Annotated in this window: 12 protein-coding genes; 2 read left to right on the top strand and 10 right to left on the bottom strand. The window is 67.5% G+C overall.

The genetic code is table 11. The annotated features are described in order from the left end of the window. The first annotated feature begins 94 nt into the window (after positions 1–94). Complete coding sequence (locus QZX93_RS12680) at positions 95–1885, top strand: SufS family cysteine desulfurase (protein ID WP_295388160.1); 1791 nt, start codon at positions 95–97, stop codon at positions 1883–1885. Positions 1886–2037: 152 nt separating this feature from the next. On the opposite strand, the gene QZX93_RS12685 is transcribed toward QZX93_RS12680, so the two are convergent. The 6 genes from QZX93_RS12685 to sdhC all read right to left on the bottom strand — a co-directional run bounded on the left by QZX93_RS12685 (position 2038) and on the right by sdhC (position 6268). Further along, positions 2038–2499 (bottom strand): protein YgfX, encoded by a 462-nt coding sequence (locus QZX93_RS12685; RefSeq protein ID WP_295388162.1) that lies wholly within the window; start codon positions 2497–2499, stop codon positions 2038–2040. 18 nt (positions 2500–2517) lie between these two features. Continuing rightward, positions 2518–2817, bottom strand: a complete 300-nt coding sequence (locus QZX93_RS12690) for a succinate dehydrogenase assembly factor 2 (protein ID WP_295388165.1) — start codon at positions 2815–2817, stop codon at positions 2518–2520. A 178-nt stretch (positions 2818–2995) separates the two neighbouring features. Continuing rightward, positions 2996–3688 carry a succinate dehydrogenase iron-sulfur subunit gene (locus QZX93_RS12695; RefSeq protein WP_295388168.1) on the bottom strand — a complete coding sequence of 231 codons (693 nt, stop codon included), beginning with the start codon at positions 3686–3688 and terminating at the stop codon, positions 2996–2998. Between the two features lie 75 nt (positions 3689–3763). After that, positions 3764–5527: a succinate dehydrogenase flavoprotein subunit gene (sdhA, locus tag QZX93_RS12700; protein WP_295388170.1), complete on the bottom strand. Its 1764-nt coding sequence runs from the start codon at positions 5525–5527 to the stop codon at positions 3764–3766. Positions 5528–5534: 7 nt separating this feature from the next. After that, positions 5535–5891 carry a succinate dehydrogenase, hydrophobic membrane anchor protein gene (gene sdhD, locus QZX93_RS12705; protein ID WP_295388173.1) on the bottom strand — a complete coding sequence of 119 codons (357 nt, stop codon included), beginning with the start codon at positions 5889–5891 and terminating at the stop codon, positions 5535–5537. Continuing rightward, entirely contained in the window at positions 5888–6268 is a 381-nt protein-coding gene (gene sdhC / locus QZX93_RS12710) for a succinate dehydrogenase, cytochrome b556 subunit (protein WP_295388176.1), read from the bottom strand. The genes sdhD and sdhC overlap by 4 nt, the downstream gene beginning before the upstream one ends. A gap of 319 nt (positions 6269–6587) precedes the next feature. On the opposite strand from sdhC, the gene QZX93_RS12715 reads away from it, so the two are divergent. Then, entirely contained in the window at positions 6588–11285 is a 4698-nt protein-coding gene (locus QZX93_RS12715) for an ATP-binding protein (RefSeq protein ID WP_295388179.1), read from the top strand. 274 nt (positions 11286–11559) lie between these two features. On the opposite strand, the gene QZX93_RS12720 is transcribed toward QZX93_RS12715, so the two are convergent. From QZX93_RS12720 to QZX93_RS12735, 4 genes are all read right to left on the bottom strand, one after another. Continuing rightward, positions 11560–12819, bottom strand: coding sequence for a hypothetical protein (locus QZX93_RS12720; protein WP_295388183.1), 1260 nt, complete (start codon positions 12817–12819; stop codon positions 11560–11562). A gap of 16 nt (positions 12820–12835) precedes the next feature. After that, positions 12836–14734, bottom strand: a complete 1899-nt coding sequence (locus tag QZX93_RS12725) for an ATP-binding protein (RefSeq protein WP_295388187.1) — start codon at positions 14732–14734, stop codon at positions 12836–12838. Positions 14735–14746: 12 nt separating this feature from the next. Next, positions 14747–15598, bottom strand: a complete 852-nt coding sequence (locus tag QZX93_RS12730; RefSeq protein WP_295388190.1) for a phosphate/phosphite/phosphonate ABC transporter substrate-binding protein — start codon at positions 15596–15598, stop codon at positions 14747–14749. Between the two features lie 184 nt (positions 15599–15782). Beyond that, entirely contained in the window at positions 15783–16574 is a 792-nt protein-coding gene (locus QZX93_RS12735) for a hypothetical protein (RefSeq protein WP_295388196.1), read from the bottom strand. Positions 16575–16861: the final 287 nt, after the last annotated feature.

A 16861-nucleotide genomic window follows, 5' to 3' on the forward strand; every position in this document is an offset into this window, starting at 1 on the left:
ATACGCTTGGACGCGGCCCGTGCGCGCCCAGACATTGCAGGAGGGCCGACTCCCCAGCGGGGCGGCGTCCATTTCCATACCAGGCTCAGGACTCATGACAGCGACCCATTTACTCGACCCCGCCGGGCTGCCGCCGCTCGATCCGGCGGCCATCCGCGCCCAGTTTCCGATCCTGAGCACGGCGGTGCGCGGCCTGCCGCTGGTGTATCTCGACAACGCAGCGAGTTCCCAGAAACCGGATCGGGTGATCGATGCCGTTGCCGATTACTATCTGAGCCAGCACGCCAACATCCATCGCGGGGCCTATCAACTCTCCCAGAATGCCACCCGGCGCTACGAGGAGGCGCGCGCCACGGTGGCCGCCTTCATCAACGCCGCCGATGCGGCCGAGTGCATTTTTACGCGCGGGACCACCGAGTCCATCAACCTGGTCGCCGCCGCCTGGGGCCGCGCGAATCTGCGCCCCAACGATGAGATCGTCCTCTCGGAGCTGGAACACCACTCCAACATCGTCCCCTGGCAGATGATCGCCCAGGCGACCGGGGCGCTGATCCGGGCGATCCCGATCGACGACGCGGGCGAGCTGCGGCTGGACGCGTACCGGCGGCTGCTCGGGCCGCGCACCCGCCTGGTGGCGGTCACTGCGGTCTCCAACGCACTGGGGACCGTCAACCCGGTGGCCGAGATCGTCAAGGCCGCACACCAGGTGGACGCGCTGGTGCTGATCGACGGCGCCCAGTGGGTCGCCCATGGGCCGACCGATGTGCAGGCCCTGGATTGCGACTTTTTTGCCTTCTCCGGCCACAAGCTCTATGGGCCGACGGGGATCGGCGTGCTCTACGGCAAGCGGCACCTGCTCGAGGCGATGCCCCCCTATCAAGGCGGCGGCGACATGATCGAGCGCGTCACCTTTCAGGAGACGACCTACGCCGAGCTTCCTAATAAGTTCGAGGCCGGCACGCCACACATCGCCGGGGCCATCGGGCTGGCGGCGGCCATCGACTGGCTGGGCGGGGTCGGGCTGGCGCGCGCAGCGGCGCATGAGGCGCTGTTGTTGCGTCACGCCACCGAGCGGTTGGCCGCCATCCCCGGGGTGGCGATCAAGGGCACCGCGGCGCACAAGGCCGGCGTCCTGTCCTGGGTCGTGACCGATCCGCCGCTGGGTACGCTCGACATCGGCACCGGGCTGGATCTGAAGGGCATCTGCATCCGCACCGGTCATCACTGTTGTCAACCGCTGATGGACCGACTGGGGCTGACCTCGACCGCGCGCGCCTCTTTCGGGGTCTATAACACGATCGAGGAGGTCGACCACCTGGCCGATGAACTGGCCGCGCTCATCGAGGCGGCCCGCGCGGCGGCGGCCGCGGCCCGGGCGGGCGCGCCGACGCCAACCGCGTCCGCGGGGCCGGTCTATCCGGCGGCGCAGGCGCAATCGCCGGCGGCGGCGGCGGCGGAGATCGACGAGCTGTTTGAGCTGCTGCCCGACTGGTCGATGCGCTATCAACAGCTCATGGACCAGGGCGCCCGGCTGCCGACCATGCCCGAGGCCCTCAAGACCCCGGCCAACCTGGTCTTCGGCTGCCAGAGCCTGGTCCACATGGATGCCCGGGTCCGGCCCGGCACCAGCGATATCATTGAATTTTTGGCCGATAGCGATGCCTCTATCGTGCGCGGTCTGCTCGCCCTGTTGCAGCAGCTCTTCTCCGGTCAGCGCGCCGCGGCCATCCTGGCCTTCGATATCGAGGCCTTTTTCCACCAGGTCGGCCTCGACGAACACCTGAGCCTCGGCCGCCGCAATGGCCTGGCGGCCATGGTGCAGCGCCTGCGCCAATTGGCGAGTCAGGTTGAGCAGGCCGAGCTGACGTTGGAGACGCCGCCCTGACATCCGCAGCGGAGTTTGGGAGCGAGGGAAAGAGCAGTTGTCACGCCAAGGCGCCAAGCTCGCCAAGGCTTTTATTTCTTGGCGAGCTTGGCGCCTTGGCGTCAGCAATTCCCGGGTTTAGGTTCACAGTCTCGGCGCTTGGGCACGAGGAATCAGGCCAGCGCGGCATCCTGCTCCCGTCCAGCCCCTTCGATCCGCAACCGCTGGCGCAGGCGGCGCAGTTGCTCGGTGTCCAGGGCATCGGCAAAGAGCGGCAGCGACCAGCGGCGCCAATGGCCGCGGCGCAGGTTGAGCACGACCAGCGGCACGCTCACAAAGGTCGATGCGGCCAGGCGCGCATCGATCTGCGCGCCTGAGACCAAGCCGACGGTCCAGGTGCCGTCGGCCTGCCAGGTGGCTGCGCGGATGGACCAGGGCGCGCGGTGCAGGACCTGGACATAGAGCTGGTAGGCGAGGCTTGCCCCGATGGGGATCAGGAGCAACAAGGGGCGTGCGCCGGGGAGTCCGAGGATAGCGCCGGCGGCCAACAGGTGGGTGAGTGCGACGAAGGCGGCGAGCCGGCGGGAAACGCCGGGTTGGATCAGGAGCGGCGGCTGTTCGCGGTGTGAGGCCATGGGCGGCCCGATCCGGGATCAGGACCTGTCGGCCGCGACCACCGCGAGGATGTGCTGGATCAAATGGTGGAACCGCGGGTCCTCGGGGACCCGGCGTGACATGAACCAGTTGCTGAGATCCTGGTCCTGCTCGCCGAGGAGTGCGACAAACTCGGCGCGGCGGGCGGGGTCCAGGGCGCGGTAGCCCTCGCTGCGGTCCAGAAAGGGCAGCAGGAGGTGGTCCAGTTCCAGCATCCCGCGGCGGCATTGCCAGCGCAGACGGCGGATCTCCTCGTCGGTGACGCCGTCCGGGTCTGGGATTAGGGTTGGATCAATCATGGTGGGCGATCGGTCAGACGGTGAATGCGGCTGTTGGGGCGTCGCGCCGGTCGGGCTCGCGACGCGGCGCGTCGCGGGAGGCATTCCCACGCAAAGCGTGGGAATGAGGGGGCGCAGAGGGTGGCATTCCGACGCGGAGCGTGGCGTTCCCACGCAGAGCGTGGGAACGAGGGTGGCGCTAGAGGCCCTTCTCCAACATCAGGTCCTTGATCCGGCCGATGGCGCGGGTGGGGTTCAGGCCCTTGGGGCAGACCTCGACACAGTTCATGATGGTGTGACAGCGAAACAGCTTGTAGGGGCCGTCCAGCGCGTCGAGGCGCTCATCGGTCGCCTGATCGCGGGTGTCGGCGAGGAAGCGCCAGGCCTGGAGCAGGGCGGCGGGGCCTAAGAATTTCTCCGGGTTCCACCAGAACGACGGGCAGGCGGTGGAGCAGCAGCCGCACAGGATGCACTCGTAGAGCCCGTCGAGTTGGTCGCGGTCCTCGGGCGACTGGGCGATCTCGCGTTCGGGCAATGAGTCGGTGCGGATCAGATAGGGCTTGACCGCCCGGTATTGCTCGTAGAACAGGGTCATGTCGACCACCAGGTCGCGGATCACCGGGCGCCCCGGGAAGGGCCGCACGGTGATGGGCTCACTCAGTTCGGCGATGGGGGTGATGCAGGCAAGACAGTTCTTGCCGTTGACATTGACCCCATCCGAGCCGCATACGCCCTCCCCGCAGGAGTGGCGGAAGGCGAAGCTCTCGTCCTGCTGCTTGATCTCCAGTAGGGCGTCGCGCAGCATCATGCCCTGTACCGGGCGGACCTCGTAGGTCTGCATGCGCGGCTTCTGGTCGACGTCGGGGTTATAGCGATAAACGCTGATCTTCATGTTCTGTACCTAATCTCTTGCTCGGGCACACCGCCGGCGCTGCCGCCGGTGGTGCCGCGCTGATCCACTGGAGCGCTAATACACCCGCTCTTTCGGCGGGAACGACTCGACCGTCAGCGGTTTGGTGCGCACCGGCTTGTAGTCCATGCGGTCCCCGTCGCGATAGTACAGGCTGTGCTTCATCCAGTTGACGTCGTCGCGCAGCGGATAGTCGGGCCGCGAATGGGCGCCGCGACTCTCCTTGCGGTTGAGTGCGGAAACCGCAATGGCGAGTCCGACATCGATCAGGTTTTCGAGCTCCAGCGCCTCGATGCGGGCGGTGTTGAAGACCTTGGATTGGTCCGCCAGCCGCGCGTCCTTGAAGCGCTCGCGCAGTTCGCAGAGCTTCCCGTAGCCCTCGGCCATGACCTCTTCGGTGCGGAACACCCCGGCGTGGTCCTCCATACACTTGCGGAACTCGGCCTTGAGCTGGTGTGCCGGCACCCCGTCGCCGGTGTACTCCCAGCGCGTGAGACGCGCCATGGCCTGCTCCAGGCTCGCCGGGTCGGTCTCGCGCCGGTGGGGATTGGCGCGGACATAGTCGATGATGTCCTTACCGGCCAGGCGGCCGAACACCAGGATGTCCAGGAGCGAGTTGCCGCCCAGACGATTGGCCCCGTGGACCGAGGCGCAGGCACATTCGCCCGCGGCATAGAGTCCGGCGATGACCTCCTCCGAGCCGTATCTGGCCGGCATCACCACCCGCCCGAAGCGGTCGGTGGGGATGCCGCCCATCTGGTAGTGGGCGGTCGGGAAGACCGGAATCGGCTCGCGCACCGGATCGGCCCCGGCGAAGATCCGGCTGGACTCGCGGATGCCCGGCAGGCGCTTGTCGATGACATCGGCCCCCAGGTGATCGAGCTTGAGCAGGACATAATCGGCGTGCTCGCCGGCCCCGCGCCCTTCCTTCACCTCGGTGACGATGGAGCGGGCGACCACGTCGCGGCTGGCCAGGTCCTTGGCCCGCGGGGCATAGCGCTCCATGAAGCGCTCCCCGTCCTGATTGACCAGGAAGCCGCCCTCGCCGCGCACCCCCTCGGTGATCAAGAGTCCCTTACCCGCGATGCCGGTCGGGTGGAACTGGTAGAACTCCATGTCCATCAGTGGAATGCCCGCGCGCAAGGTCATCGCGCAGCCGTCGCCGGTGTTGATGTGTGCATTGGAGGTGGTGCGGAACACCTGGCCGCAGCCGCCGGTGGCCAGCAGGGTCGCCTTGGCCTCGATCAGGAGCGGCTCGCCGGTCTCGATCTCCAGCACCAGGGCGCCGCAGATCGTGCCCTCCTTGTCACGGACCAGATCCAGCGCGAAGTATTCGTCAAAGAAGTGGGTCTTGGCGCGGATGTTCTGCTGATAGAGGGTGTGCAGGATGGCATGACCGGTGCGATCCGCCGCCGCGCAGGTGCGCGCCGCCTGGTCGCCGCCGAAATCCTGGCTCTGGCCGCCGAAGGCGCGCTGGTAGATCTTGCCGTTGTCGAGCCGCGAGAAGGGCACGCCCGCGTGCTCCAGCTCATAGACAGTCGGGATCGCCTCGCGGCACATGAATTCGATGGCGTCCTGGTCGCCGAGATAGTCGGAGCCCTTGACCGTGTCAAACATGTGCCAGTGCCAGTTGTCCGGCAGGACATTGGCGAGTGCCGCGTTGACGCCGCCCTGGGCCGCCACCGTGTGCGAGCGGGTCGGAAAGACCTTGGAGACCACGGCCACGCTGGTCTCGGCGCCCGCGAGTTGCAGTGCCGCGTTGAGTCCGGCGCCGCCGGCGCCGATGATCAGGGCATCGAAGTGTCTGGTTGGGATGGACATGGATGGATTATCCTGGGATTCCTGCTTTGATGATGGCGATGACGATGGCCTTGAAGCCCCACAGCCCGGAGGCCAGGAACAGGAAGGCCACGAGCGCGAGCAGGACGACCCGCACGCCGACGATCTTCACATAGTCGAGAAACACGTCGCGGATGCCGACCCAGGCATGGAACAGGAGGATCGGGAAGAACAGCAACAGCGCGGCAGTCACCGGGGGGTTGGCCACCCAGGCGCGCAGCGCCTGGTCGTCCACCGGGGCGTCGAACATGAATTTGATGAACAGATAGGCGATAAAAATCGCGAGATAGACGGCGGTGAGCCGCTGCCCCAACCACGCGATGAGGCCGGATGCCTGGCGACTCATGCTGTCACCTCCCAAATCAGAACCAACCCCAGGGTGAGCACCGCGGCCACCATCACGATCCAGGCGCTGCGACGCGCCGGTGCCCGGTCGAGCCCAATGCGCAAGTCCAGCAACAGATAGCGAATCCCGGCGAATAAGTGATGGATGACGCTCCAGGCCAGTAAGACGAGGACCAGGCGGGCCAACCAGTGGTGGAGCAGGGCGGTCGCGGCCGCGAACCCTTGCGGTCCCGAGACGGCCTGGTCGAAGAGGACGGCCCCGACGGGGATGGCGAGCACCATCAGCACCCCGCTCACGCGGTGGAGGATGGAGACGAAACCGGTGGCGGGGAGCTTGATCCGCCACAGATCCAGAAAAACGGGTCTGGTCGATTGCATGCTTAATCCTGTGTGGATTTGGAAGGCCGCTGCGGGCGGATGGTCTCCCCCGCAACAGCCGCCAGGGGCGGCTGCCGACACGCGCCGGCCCGGGGGCTCCGGGGTCTTCACGGTGATACCCCGGGCCGCTCCCCCTATTGTGCACTGCAACACTGCCGCGCGTCATCCAGCGGTGTATCAATGGGCTCTATTTGGGATAGGTGCATGGCCCCGCAACGGTGACCGACGGGGGCTTCTCCGGGGGGCCGCATCTGCCATACTAGGACACCCGACAGACAACGACTTGGGTGCGGGCATCAGACCCCGGGGAGGCGGGACAGTGGTATGGCGACGGGCGGCGGGGTGCTGTTTCAGCGGGATCTTCGGACTGGTCTTCGGACTGATCTGCGGGCTCTACTGTGTCCCGGTCCAGGGGGCCGACACGGCCTTGCCCGAGGTCGACCTTGCGGCGCCCGCCACTGCGTCGGTGGTGATCCTGGTCTCCTACCACCCGGGCGACGCCTGGAGCGACGATGAACTCGCCGGCCTGCTCGATGGCCTGCGGGGCGCCGACCCGACCGGGGTGCCGGCGGTGGAGTATTTGGATACCAAGCGCTTTTCCGACCCTGACTACCTCCGTTTCCTCAAAGACACCCTGGCGCATAAATACCGCGACCGGCCGGTAAGTTTGGTGGTCGCGCTCGACAATCCGGCACTCGACCTGCTGCGCACCTATCCCTCTGCGCTCTTTCCCGGCGTCCCCGTAGTCTTCGCCGGCATCAACGGCTTTCGCCCGGAGTTCCTGCGCGAGCGCCCCGCCACGACCGGGGTGGCGGAGGTCGAGGACCTTGCCGGGACCCTGGAACTGGCCCTGCGCCTGCATCCGCGCACCCGACGGGTGCTGGTGGTCGATGACGACACCGCCACCGGGCGGGCCATGCGACGCGACCTAGAGGCGATCCTGCCGCGCTTTAAGAACCGCGTCGCGGTGGACTTTTCGCCGGACGTGCCCTTTGCGGAGCTGGCGCGGCAACTGGCCGCCTTGCCACCGGACCGCCTGGTCCTGATTTTGAGCTATGTGACCGACGCCGCTGGCCGGGTCTTTTCGCGGGCCGAGAGTACCCGCCTGATCGCCGCCGCCAGTCCGGTCCCGGTCTATGGGATCAACGCCAGCCGCCTGGGTTATGGCATCGTCGGCGGCCTGCTGCTCGACGCGCGTGTGCATGGCGCCCAGGCGGCAGCCCTGGCCCGGCGGGTGTTGGCCGGGGCGGACCCGGCGGCGATCCCGGTGGCAAGCAATCGCTCCTACCCCGAGTTCGACGACGCGCAGTTGCGCCGTTTCGGGATTGCCGACTCGGCCTTGCCCCCGCACAGTCGCATCGTCAACCGCCCGGTCACCTTCTACAGCCAACACCGGGGTCTGGTAGAGGGCGCGCTGGCGGTGCTGGCAATCCTGTTGGCGGCGGTGCTGGTGCTCGCGCTGGCGGTGCGCCGCGCCCGGCGCGCCGAGTCGGCCATGAGCGCGAGCGAGGCGCGCTATCGTACCCTGTTCGAGACCATGCCCCAGGGGGTCGCCTATCAGGGGCTGGAGGTCGGCATCACCGCCGCCAATCCCGCCGCCCAGCGCATCCTGGGGTTGAACCTGGATCAATTGCAGGGCCGCCAATCCATCGATCCGCGCTGGCACGCCATCCATGAGGATGGCTCCGACTTCCCAGGTCCGGAACACCCCGCCATGGTGGCACTACGCACCGGGCAGGAGGTGCCGGGCACGCTCATGGGGATCTTCAATCCAGCGCAGGACGCCTACCGCTGGCTGGTGGTCCATGCCCGGCCGCAATTTCGCCCGGGAGAGGAAACACCCTGGCAGGTGGTCGTCACCTTCGACGACCTCACCGACCTGCGGGCGGCGCAGACGGCCCTGCACCAGGCCCAGGAGCGGCTCGACCTGGCGGTGCAGGGGGCCAACCTGGGGCTCTATGACGCGGACCTGCGCACCGGGGCGGTGCGTGTCAACGACGGCTATGCGCAGCTCCTGGGCTATACCCCCGGCGAACTCGAGCTCACCGAACAGGGGTGGTGGGGGCGTATCCACCCGGCGGATCGCCCGGCGGTCGAGCGGCTGAGTGCGGCGATCCGCTCACACGCCCGGGAAGACTTCGAGATCGAATACCGGCTGCGCCACCGCGCCGGCCACTGGATCTGGGTGCTCGACCACGGGCGGGGTTTCGACTGGGACGCCGCGGGCCAGCCCGGGCGCGCGGCCGGCACCCTGCTCGACATCAGTGTACGCAAGGCGGCGGAGGAGCGCAGCGCGCGCCTGTCACGCCTCTATCAGACCCTGAGCGATACCAACCAGGCGATCATGCGCACCGCGGACGCGACCGACCTGTTCCGGCAGGTGTGCGATATCGGGCGGCGGCTCGCGGGCTTCGGGCTGGTGTGGATCGGCCTGGTGGACCCTGAGCGCAACCGCCTGCTCCCCGTCGCGGCCGCGGGCGAGCAGGCGCCGGCCTGGCGCGCCCTGGAGTTCCCCCTGGACCGGACGCCGCCGCCGGGGACGACCCTGGCGGTGGCGGTGCTGGCGGCTGGCCATGCGTTGGTGAGCAATGCGTGGGGCGCCGAGCGACCGCGCGACGACACGGCGGGTCGCACGGCGGATGCCGTCGCCTGCCTGCCGCTGTACCGCGGTGGGCAGCCGGTCGGGGTGCTGGAGGTCGGGGCCCCGGAGTCGGGCTATTTCGACGCGGAGGTCATGGGCCTGCTGGAGGAGATGGCGCGGGACCTGTCCTACGCCCTCGACAATCTGGAGCGCGCCCACGCCCTGGCCGAGTCCCGCGCCGGATTGGAGGAGACGGTCGCCGCACGCACCGCGGCCCTGCGCGCCACCGAGGAGCAACTGCGCAGCGACATCGCCGAGCGCCGCCGCCTGGAGGAACGGTTGCGCCGGTTGGCCGGCGCCGTCGAAGGGATTGGCGGGGTGCGGGATCGCGACGCCCTGGCCGCGATCGTCGGTCGCGCGGCCCGCGAGCTGATCGGGGCCGATGGCGCGGCCCTGGTCCTGCGCGACGGCGATGCCTGCGACTATCTGGACCCGGCCGCGGGCGGCACCGTCTGGCAGGGTCCGCGCTTCCCCTTGGCGGATAGCGCCGCCGGTTGGGTGATGCGTCAGGCCGAACCGCTGACCCTGGCCGATATCACCGCGGACCCGCGAACCCCGCGGGAGTTGCACCCCGGGGCGCAGGTCCGGGGTCTGTGTCTGGTGCCCATCGGGCGCACCAGCCCGGTGGGGGCGGTCGCTTGTTATTGGTCAGCGCCCCATTGGACCAGCGCACAGGAGTTGGGGCTGGCGCAGGCCCTGGCGCACGCGGTGGCGATGGGGCTCGCCAATCTGGACCTGATCGGGCGTCTCACCGAGGCACGGGTGGTGGCCGAGCGCCTGGCCCAGGTCAAGACGCTCTTCCTGGCCAATATGAGCCATGAGATCCGCACCCCGATGAATGCCATCGTCGGCTTTGCCCACCTGCTGCGGCAGGACGCCCGGGACCCGGACCAGCAGGATAAGCTCGACAAGATCACCACGGCGGCCAACCACTTGCTCGCGGTGCTCAACGACATCCTAGACTTATCGAAGATCGAGGCGGGCAAGCTGGAGTTGGAGGACTGCGACTTCGACCTGGGGTCGGTGTTGGGGCGTGCCTGCACCCTAGTCGCCGATCAGGTGCGCGCCAAGGGCCTGACGCTGGCACTGCATCTGCCCCCCGCCCTGGCGGCGTCGCCGGGGTTGCGCGGCGATCCCACCCGACTCACCCAACTGCTGCTGAACTATCTGGTCAATGCCATCAAGTTCACCGAGCAGGGGACCATCGCCCTGGAGGCGAGCGTGCGCGAGGAGGGGGCGGACACCCGCCTGTTGCGCTTGGCGGTGCGCGATACCGGCATCGGGATCGCGGCGGCGGACCAGGGGCGGTTGTTCGACGCCTTCGAGCAGTTGGACGCCTCGACCACCCGCCGCCACGGTGGGACCGGGCTCGGGCTCGCCATCAACCGCCGCCTGGCCGAACTCATGGGCGGCACCGTGGGGGTGGAGAGCGAACCCGGGGTCGGCAGCACCTTCTGGTTTACCGCGCGATTTGGGCGGTGTACCGCCGCGCCATCTCCAACGCCCGCGGCGGGGGTGCCGGACGCCGCCGACGCGCCGGAGTTGGTCCTACGTCGGGACCATGCGGGCGCGCGGGTGCTGCTGGCCGAGGACAATCCAATCAATCAGGAGGTCGCGCTAGATCTGCTGCGCGGGGTGGGCCTCCAGGCGGATCTGGCCGCCGACGGGGCGCAGGCCCTGGCCCTGGCGCGCGACACCCACTATGACCTGATCCTGATGGACATGCAGATGCCGGTCGTCGACGGGTTGGCGGCGACCCGCCTGATCCGTTTGCTCCCCGGCTACGCCACCATCCCCATCCTGGCCCTGACCGCCAACGCCTTTGGCGAGGACCGCGCCCGCTGCCTCGCGGCGGGGATGAATGACCATGTGGGTAAGCCGGTCGAACCCGCGGTGCTGTTTGCCACGCTGGTGCAATGGCTGCCGCGCGGCGGCGGCCCGGCGGCGAGTACACCGGTGCAGCCGGACGCCGGGTCGGCGCTCGGGGATGCGGCGCCAACCGCGGCGCTGCTCGAACGACTCGCCGCCATCCCCGGACTCGACACCGCGCTCGGCTTGCGCAATGTCGCCGGTCGGGCCGAGCGGCTCGTGCGGATGCTGCGGCTCTTCGTCGACAGCAGCCGCGACACCCCGGCCCGCGTGCGTGAACGGCTGGCGGCCGACGATCCCCCAGGCGCCCAACGCCTCGCCCACGGACTCAAGGGTGCGGCGGCCACCCTGGGCGCCACCGCGGTCCAGGCCCAGGCGCTCGAGTTGGAGTTGGCGCTGCGGGAGGGCCGCCCGCGTGCGGCGCTCGAGCCGCTGATCGAGCGTCTGGAGGCAACCCTGGGTGGCCTGCTCGAGGCCGTCGGCGACCTCATCGACCCCGCGGAGTGACCGTTGCACCAAAATCCGGCAATCGGTCACGCCAAGACGCCAAGACGCCAAGACGCCAAGAAAAATCAAGAGCCTGTGGCTAGCATCCGAATCACCCGACGGGTGAGTCGCCAAGCGGCGATAACGCATTGAAAACCCTTGGCGAGCTTGGCGCCTTGGCGTGAGAACTGCGCTTTCTAGGCTGAATGTCTTCGCGGGCTTGGCGTCTTGGCGTGAGCAAATTCCCGGGTCTAGGACAATCGGGCCGGCGCCGTGGGCAAGTACGGCCAGGGCGTCACATCAGCGCATTGGCGCGTTCACACAGCGCCACCAGCAGCGGCAGTTCCACATGCGCCGGTATCGGGGGCAGACGCGGGGGGCGCTCGTCGGGGTTGGGGTACGCCAGCTCCAGTTGATCCAGGGCCTCGCCATGGATGGCGCTGAGCGCAATCAGCCAGGGGCGGCCGGCGCCGAGGCGCAGCAGGTCCGGGATGCCGGCGATCCCGGGGGAGGGGGCCGCCGCGAATTCAGCGCGCAGGACCTCAGAGACCCGCCGCGCATTGGCAAGATAGCGGGCGATACCCCGGCCGGTGCGGGTCTGCATCAGGAACGCCTGGTGCTGCTGGAGGTAGCCACCGATCCAGGTGTCGCGCAGCCGCGTCAAGCCGCCGCGGCGGTCATCGGCCATGGTCAGGGCAAGCAGGCTGCGTACCGGTTGGCGCAACCCCAACTGGCGGCGCATGTCCTTGTAGTTCTGCACCACCGCATGGAAGGACTCCAGGATGCTCTCGCGCTCGCGCCAGTCGGCGCTCGACAGCTCGGTACCCGGAAACACCGCCCACAACGGCAGACAGAAGACCATGACCGTGGCCGCCCGATAGGCCTGTTCCCACAGCGCGCGATTGTTTGGATCCCTGGGCTCGAAGAACTGCTCCCCTGAACCGTCGAAAAACTCCACCTCCAGCGCGGATCGGCTGCGCCCCAGCAGCCCGGTCCGATAGGGTAGGGCCAGGCGATACCAGGGTTGGTGCGTGGCGAGCGTGCTGCCGAGTCGCGTCCAGCGTTCATAGTCCCCATTGAAGCGCTGCAAATTAACGGTGCGGGCCGGCACATCGGGCGAGCGGGTCGTCACCAGTTCGACCCCGGCGCTGTCCAGAAAATACGATAGGGCGCCGGCGGTGCGCGCGTGCTGCACCCGGTAGACCATGGCCTGGAACAAATAGCTCTTGCCGACCCCCTTGCCGCCGATGATGCCGAGCTGCTGGACGCCGCGATAGTGCGCGAAGGGCGCGGGCTGGGTGTCGAAAAAGGCGCCGGCCTTAGTCTGTTCCCCCCAACCGCCAGGGTGCGGGGCGGCGGTGCGCGTGACCCTGTGGGCCGGGTCGAACGGCTGGGGCGGTGCCGCAACGCCGCGGGGCGGGGCGGTCAAGCGCTCGGGCGGGGACACCAGATCGCCGAGTTGAAACTGCGCCTCGCCGGGGTCCTCACGGAGTTCGCCCCAGTCGTCGTCGAGGTCTGCGTCGGACGGGTCCGGCGGGCGGTGAGGGACCTTCATCGTGGCGGCGTCCGCTTCATGACCGATTCAACCAGCGCCCCAGCGTGTACTGCAGTGCCTCGAATGAGATCGGCTTGGCCAGAAAATCATCCATGCCGGCATTCAGACAGCGCTGCGAATCCTCTTCAAAGGCGTTCGCCGTGAGCGCGACAATGGGTGCGCGCGGCTGTTGGTGCTGCTGTTCCCATTGCCTAATGCGCGCGGTGGCCGTGTAACCATCCATCACCGGCATCTGCACATCCATCAAGATCAGTTGCGGCGATGGCCCAGCCATGATCGCGGCGACCGCCTGCTGGCCGTCTTCCGCGATCACGACGCTCACCCCGAGCTTTCCCAAGAGCTTGGAAACGACCTTGCGGTTCATGAAATTGTCCTCGACCACCAAGACCAGTGCGCTGCTCAGATCGGCCAGGGGGGCGGGCGCGGCTTGACTGGGGGCGAGCGCTGGTGTGGGGTCTTGCTCTTCAATAACCAAATTGGCCGGAATACGGAACAGGAAACGTGAACCCACGCCGGGTTCGCTCTCGACGCCGACGTCACCGCCCATCAGTTGGGCCAAGGTCCGGACGATCGACAGCCCCAGACCGCTCCCGCTGTATTGCCGGGTGATCGAACTGTCGGCCTGGGAGAATGGCTTGAAAAGCTGCGACTGCTGCTCTTTGGGAATACCGATACCGGTGTCGCTGACGGCAAATTCAAGCAGGGCCGTGTTGCCATCGCGCCCCGTTTCAGCCGCGGCGATGCGAATCTGACCCTGGTGGGTGAACTTGATGGCGTTGCCGACAAGGTTCGAGAGCATCTGGCGCAGCCGGTGGACATCCCCCGCATAGCGCTGCCGCGCCGGCCCAGACCAGTCGATGTCGAGTTGCAGGTGTTTCGCGCGCGCTGCCGCACCGAATAGGGACCGGATCTCGTCGAGTACCAGCGCCGGTGCGAATGAGGCCGATTCGAGCTCGAGCCGGCCGGCTTCGACCTTTGATAAGTCGAGAATATCGTTGAGCAGTCTCAACAGCGTTGCGCCGCAATCGAGGATCGTCGAGACATAGTCGATGCGCTCCGCGGCACCGACCTGCGCCTGCCGGAGCAGTTGCGCCATGCCCAGAATACCATTCATGGGCGTGCGAATCTCGTGGCTCATGGTGGCGAGGAAACGGCTCTTCGCGCTATTGGCGTTTTCGGCGGCGAGCTTGGCCTCGATCAGGGCGGCCTCGTGGACCTTACGTTCAGTGATACTGGTACGCAGGGCCTCGACCATGCGATTGAATGACACGATGACGCTGCGCAGCTCCGGACTTCCCGTCGGTGCGAGTTCGACATCGAGTCGGCCAGCGGCGAGTGCCCGCGCCCCGTCCTCCAATTGCTTTAGGGGTGACAGGCTGGAGCGCAGCACCAGCCAGATGCCGATGAAATCGACCAGCACCGCCAGCAGCAGAATGGCCATGTGATTCTTGAGATGGCCCCACGCCCGTTCGGACCGGCGCTGCGCCGACAGCACCAGCCGTAGATCGCCGTAGCGGCGGCCCCCGACCACGACTGGCGCCCGGCCTGCCACATCGGAAAAGTCGAACAGCGCAAGAAACCAGCCGGGGGCCTGTGAGCCGTGCTGTGGGGGGTTGCTGGCCAGGGCGATGCCCGAGCTATCGGTGAACTGTGCCGAGACGATCAGCGGGCGCGCGCAATAATGGTCAAGCGTTTGTTGCAAGGTGGAAAAATCGCCGACCACGACGGTTTCTGCCAGGGCCGCCGGCAGGGTGTCGAGTTCTTTGCCGAGTTCAACCCGGAGATCGGCGCGAATCTCGGCGGCCTCCTGTCGAGCGCTGACGAACACCATCGCGGTGCCGGCCACTATGAGTGCCGTACTGGCGGTTACCAGCAGCCGACCGATGAAGGGCAGCCTGCCCCACAGGTGTTGCACGGCGGTCTGGTCCTACTGGATATCGGTGACTCGGGTATTGCGGTAGAACTCGACATAGTTGCTATAATCCTCCGGGCCGGAGGCCTGAAAGCCATTGGGCGCCTTCTGGCCGATGATCTCGGCCGTCATCTTCAGCACCCGTACACCCTGCGGATTGCTATCCATCCCGTCGATCGCCCGCTTGACGGCATCCGCCACGGTCTGGGGTATCCGGGGATGCACGGCGATCGGCAGATTATTATAGGCGACCGATTGCCACAGCACGCGGTAGCTGAGTCCTTCGCGGTTGCCAAAGGCCTTCATCACTTGGCTATTGACGCCTGCGGCGATCACCCGGCCGGCCTTGAGTTGCCCCATGATGCCCTCCTGATTGCCGCCGAAGACCGGGATGACCTCAATGCCCTGTCGCAATAATTGATCCATGGGTACGGCATAGCCGACAAAGGCGGCGAGCGAGGGAAATCCCACTTCCTTGCCCGCCAGGTCCTTGAGCCCCTGGATCGGCGAGTCGGTGAGCGTGACGATTTGTCCGGTAATCCCATCGCCGCGGGGCCGCAGGATGACCTGGTAATTCGCGGCGGCCATCTTTGACTGAAAGATGGTATTGGAATAGACGAAATCATATTCGCCGCGTTGCGTGGCGTCGTTCGACTCGGGCGCCGTGCGGGCCACCTTGAGCAGCAGCTCGATTCCGGTCTGGCCCTTGACGTAATCCAGAATGGGATTCCAGTATTGTGCCGTCAGCACCGCACTGCGTTGCGATAAGACCCCGAACGAATAACTCTCGGCGGCGGCGGGGCCGCCGGCGATCGCGTAGGCAACCATCCCGCAGAGGGCTAAGAGCACGTGACGCAGCGGGTTCATGTTGGACGTTCCCCAGTGATGAGAGATGGCGCGCACGCGCGGGTAGGCCCACAAGTTTACCGTGAAAGTTGCGCCGGGAGCGCGCTCCAATCCTCCCTCCCCCCTCGTGGGGGAGGGCGGGGTGGGGGAACGGCCAAGGCGCCCGCCACTTTCATCTTGCGAGGTGGTGCGGGCGCCATGGCCGTTACCGTGAAAGTTGCGCTGGGAGCGCGATCCGATTTTCGGTGGGCGGCGCGTGCTCCGCGCGCTCGCCGCCGCGCGCCGCATAGACGATGCGGACCTCGGCCAGCGCCGCGTCCGCGCGGCCGCCGGCCGCGGCACTACTGGCCCGGAGTGCGGGGTCTGTCGGCAGGGGCGGCGGCGGGGCGCGGAGCCTGGCGAGCAGTTGCTGGGCCTGGGGCCGCTGCCGGTCCAGGCGCGACCAGTCGAAGTCGGTGGCGCTCCTGAAGGCAAACTCCGCTTCACTGGGAGCCGCAATGGCCGAGTCGACCGCGGTCGCGTCCGGCCCGGCACGCCCTAACAGCGCCAGCGGCAGGATCAGGCACAGGGTAACCAGCAGACTCAGTGGTGCGACGCGCCCCGTCCAGTTGCTGTCGGGATGGATGCGGACCAGGCGCGGCGCCAGTGCCAACACACCGGCCAGGGCGGCGATGACTGCGGCATCCACTTGGGGCGTCGGCAGCCAGGCCGGACGCACCAGGGCCGCCCCCGCGATCGCCGAGGTTCCAGCCGCCAGGGTCAGCGCCCACAGCCGTGGCCACAGAGGCCCCGGGCGCCGGCGGCCCGCGGCCACGATCACCCAGGCCAGCGCGGTTGCGCCAAGCGCGACCAGCCACGGCGGCACGAGGCGCAGTGTGTAATGCAAGCGCAGGGCGGCGCTGTGTTGCACCGTCACCAGGACGCACAGCAAGGCCACCACGGACACCCATGAAAGCAGGGTCGCCGGCAGGCCGAGCGTCCCAATCCGCGCGAGCAACGACCCCGCCGTCAGTGGCTCTGGGATTGCCGACGGACGCTCTTCATGCCCAGCACCACACATCCCAGCACCACTCATCAAGGTCGACCCCCTACTCGCGTATGCTACGCCCAAGATGCTGGCTCGCGGCTGAATTTGTCTCCTATCCTAGTGCCTGGCAGAAAACTCGCCTTTCATCACGAATCCCATTCTTCGCCGCCCGGGCATCGGCGAGCGGTTCATGCATTTTGAAGCGTTTGGTAGCGGTCGAACCGCGCAAATAAGATCCAATCTCATTCGGCACAAGC

The sequence above is a fragment of the uncultured Thiodictyon sp. genome, from assembly GCF_903946935.1.
Lineage (GTDB): Bacteria > Pseudomonadota > Gammaproteobacteria > Chromatiales > Chromatiaceae > Thiodictyon.

Coding starts and splice junctions, on each gene's coding strand:
- sdhC (WP_295388176.1), bottom strand. CDS start 6,268: ATGCAATCGACCAGACCCGTTTTTCTGGATCTGTGGCGGATCAAGCTC.
- sdhD (WP_295388173.1), bottom strand. CDS start 5,891: ATGAGTCGCCAGGCATCCGGCCTCATCGCGTGGTTGGGGCAGCGGCTC.
- QZX93_RS12695 (WP_295388168.1), bottom strand. CDS start 3,688: ATGAAGATCAGCGTTTATCGCTATAACCCCGACGTCGACCAGAAGCCG.
- QZX93_RS12690 (WP_295388165.1), bottom strand. CDS start 2,817: ATGATTGATCCAACCCTAATCCCAGACCCGGACGGCGTCACCGACGAG.
- QZX93_RS12720 (WP_295388183.1), bottom strand. CDS start 12,819: ATGAAGGTCCCTCACCGCCCGCCGGACCCGTCCGACGCAGACCTCGAC.
- QZX93_RS12685 (WP_295388162.1), bottom strand. CDS start 2,499: ATGGCCTCACACCGCGAACAGCCGCCGCTCCTGATCCAACCCGGCGTT.
- QZX93_RS12730 (WP_295388190.1), bottom strand. CDS start 15,598: ATGAACCCGCTGCGTCACGTGCTCTTAGCCCTCTGCGGGATGGTTGCC.
- sdhA (WP_295388170.1), bottom strand. CDS start 5,527: ATGTCCATCCCAACCAGACACTTCGATGCCCTGATCATCGGCGCCGGC.
- QZX93_RS12680 (WP_295388160.1), top strand. CDS start 95: ATGACAGCGACCCATTTACTCGACCCCGCCGGGCTGCCGCCGCTCGAT.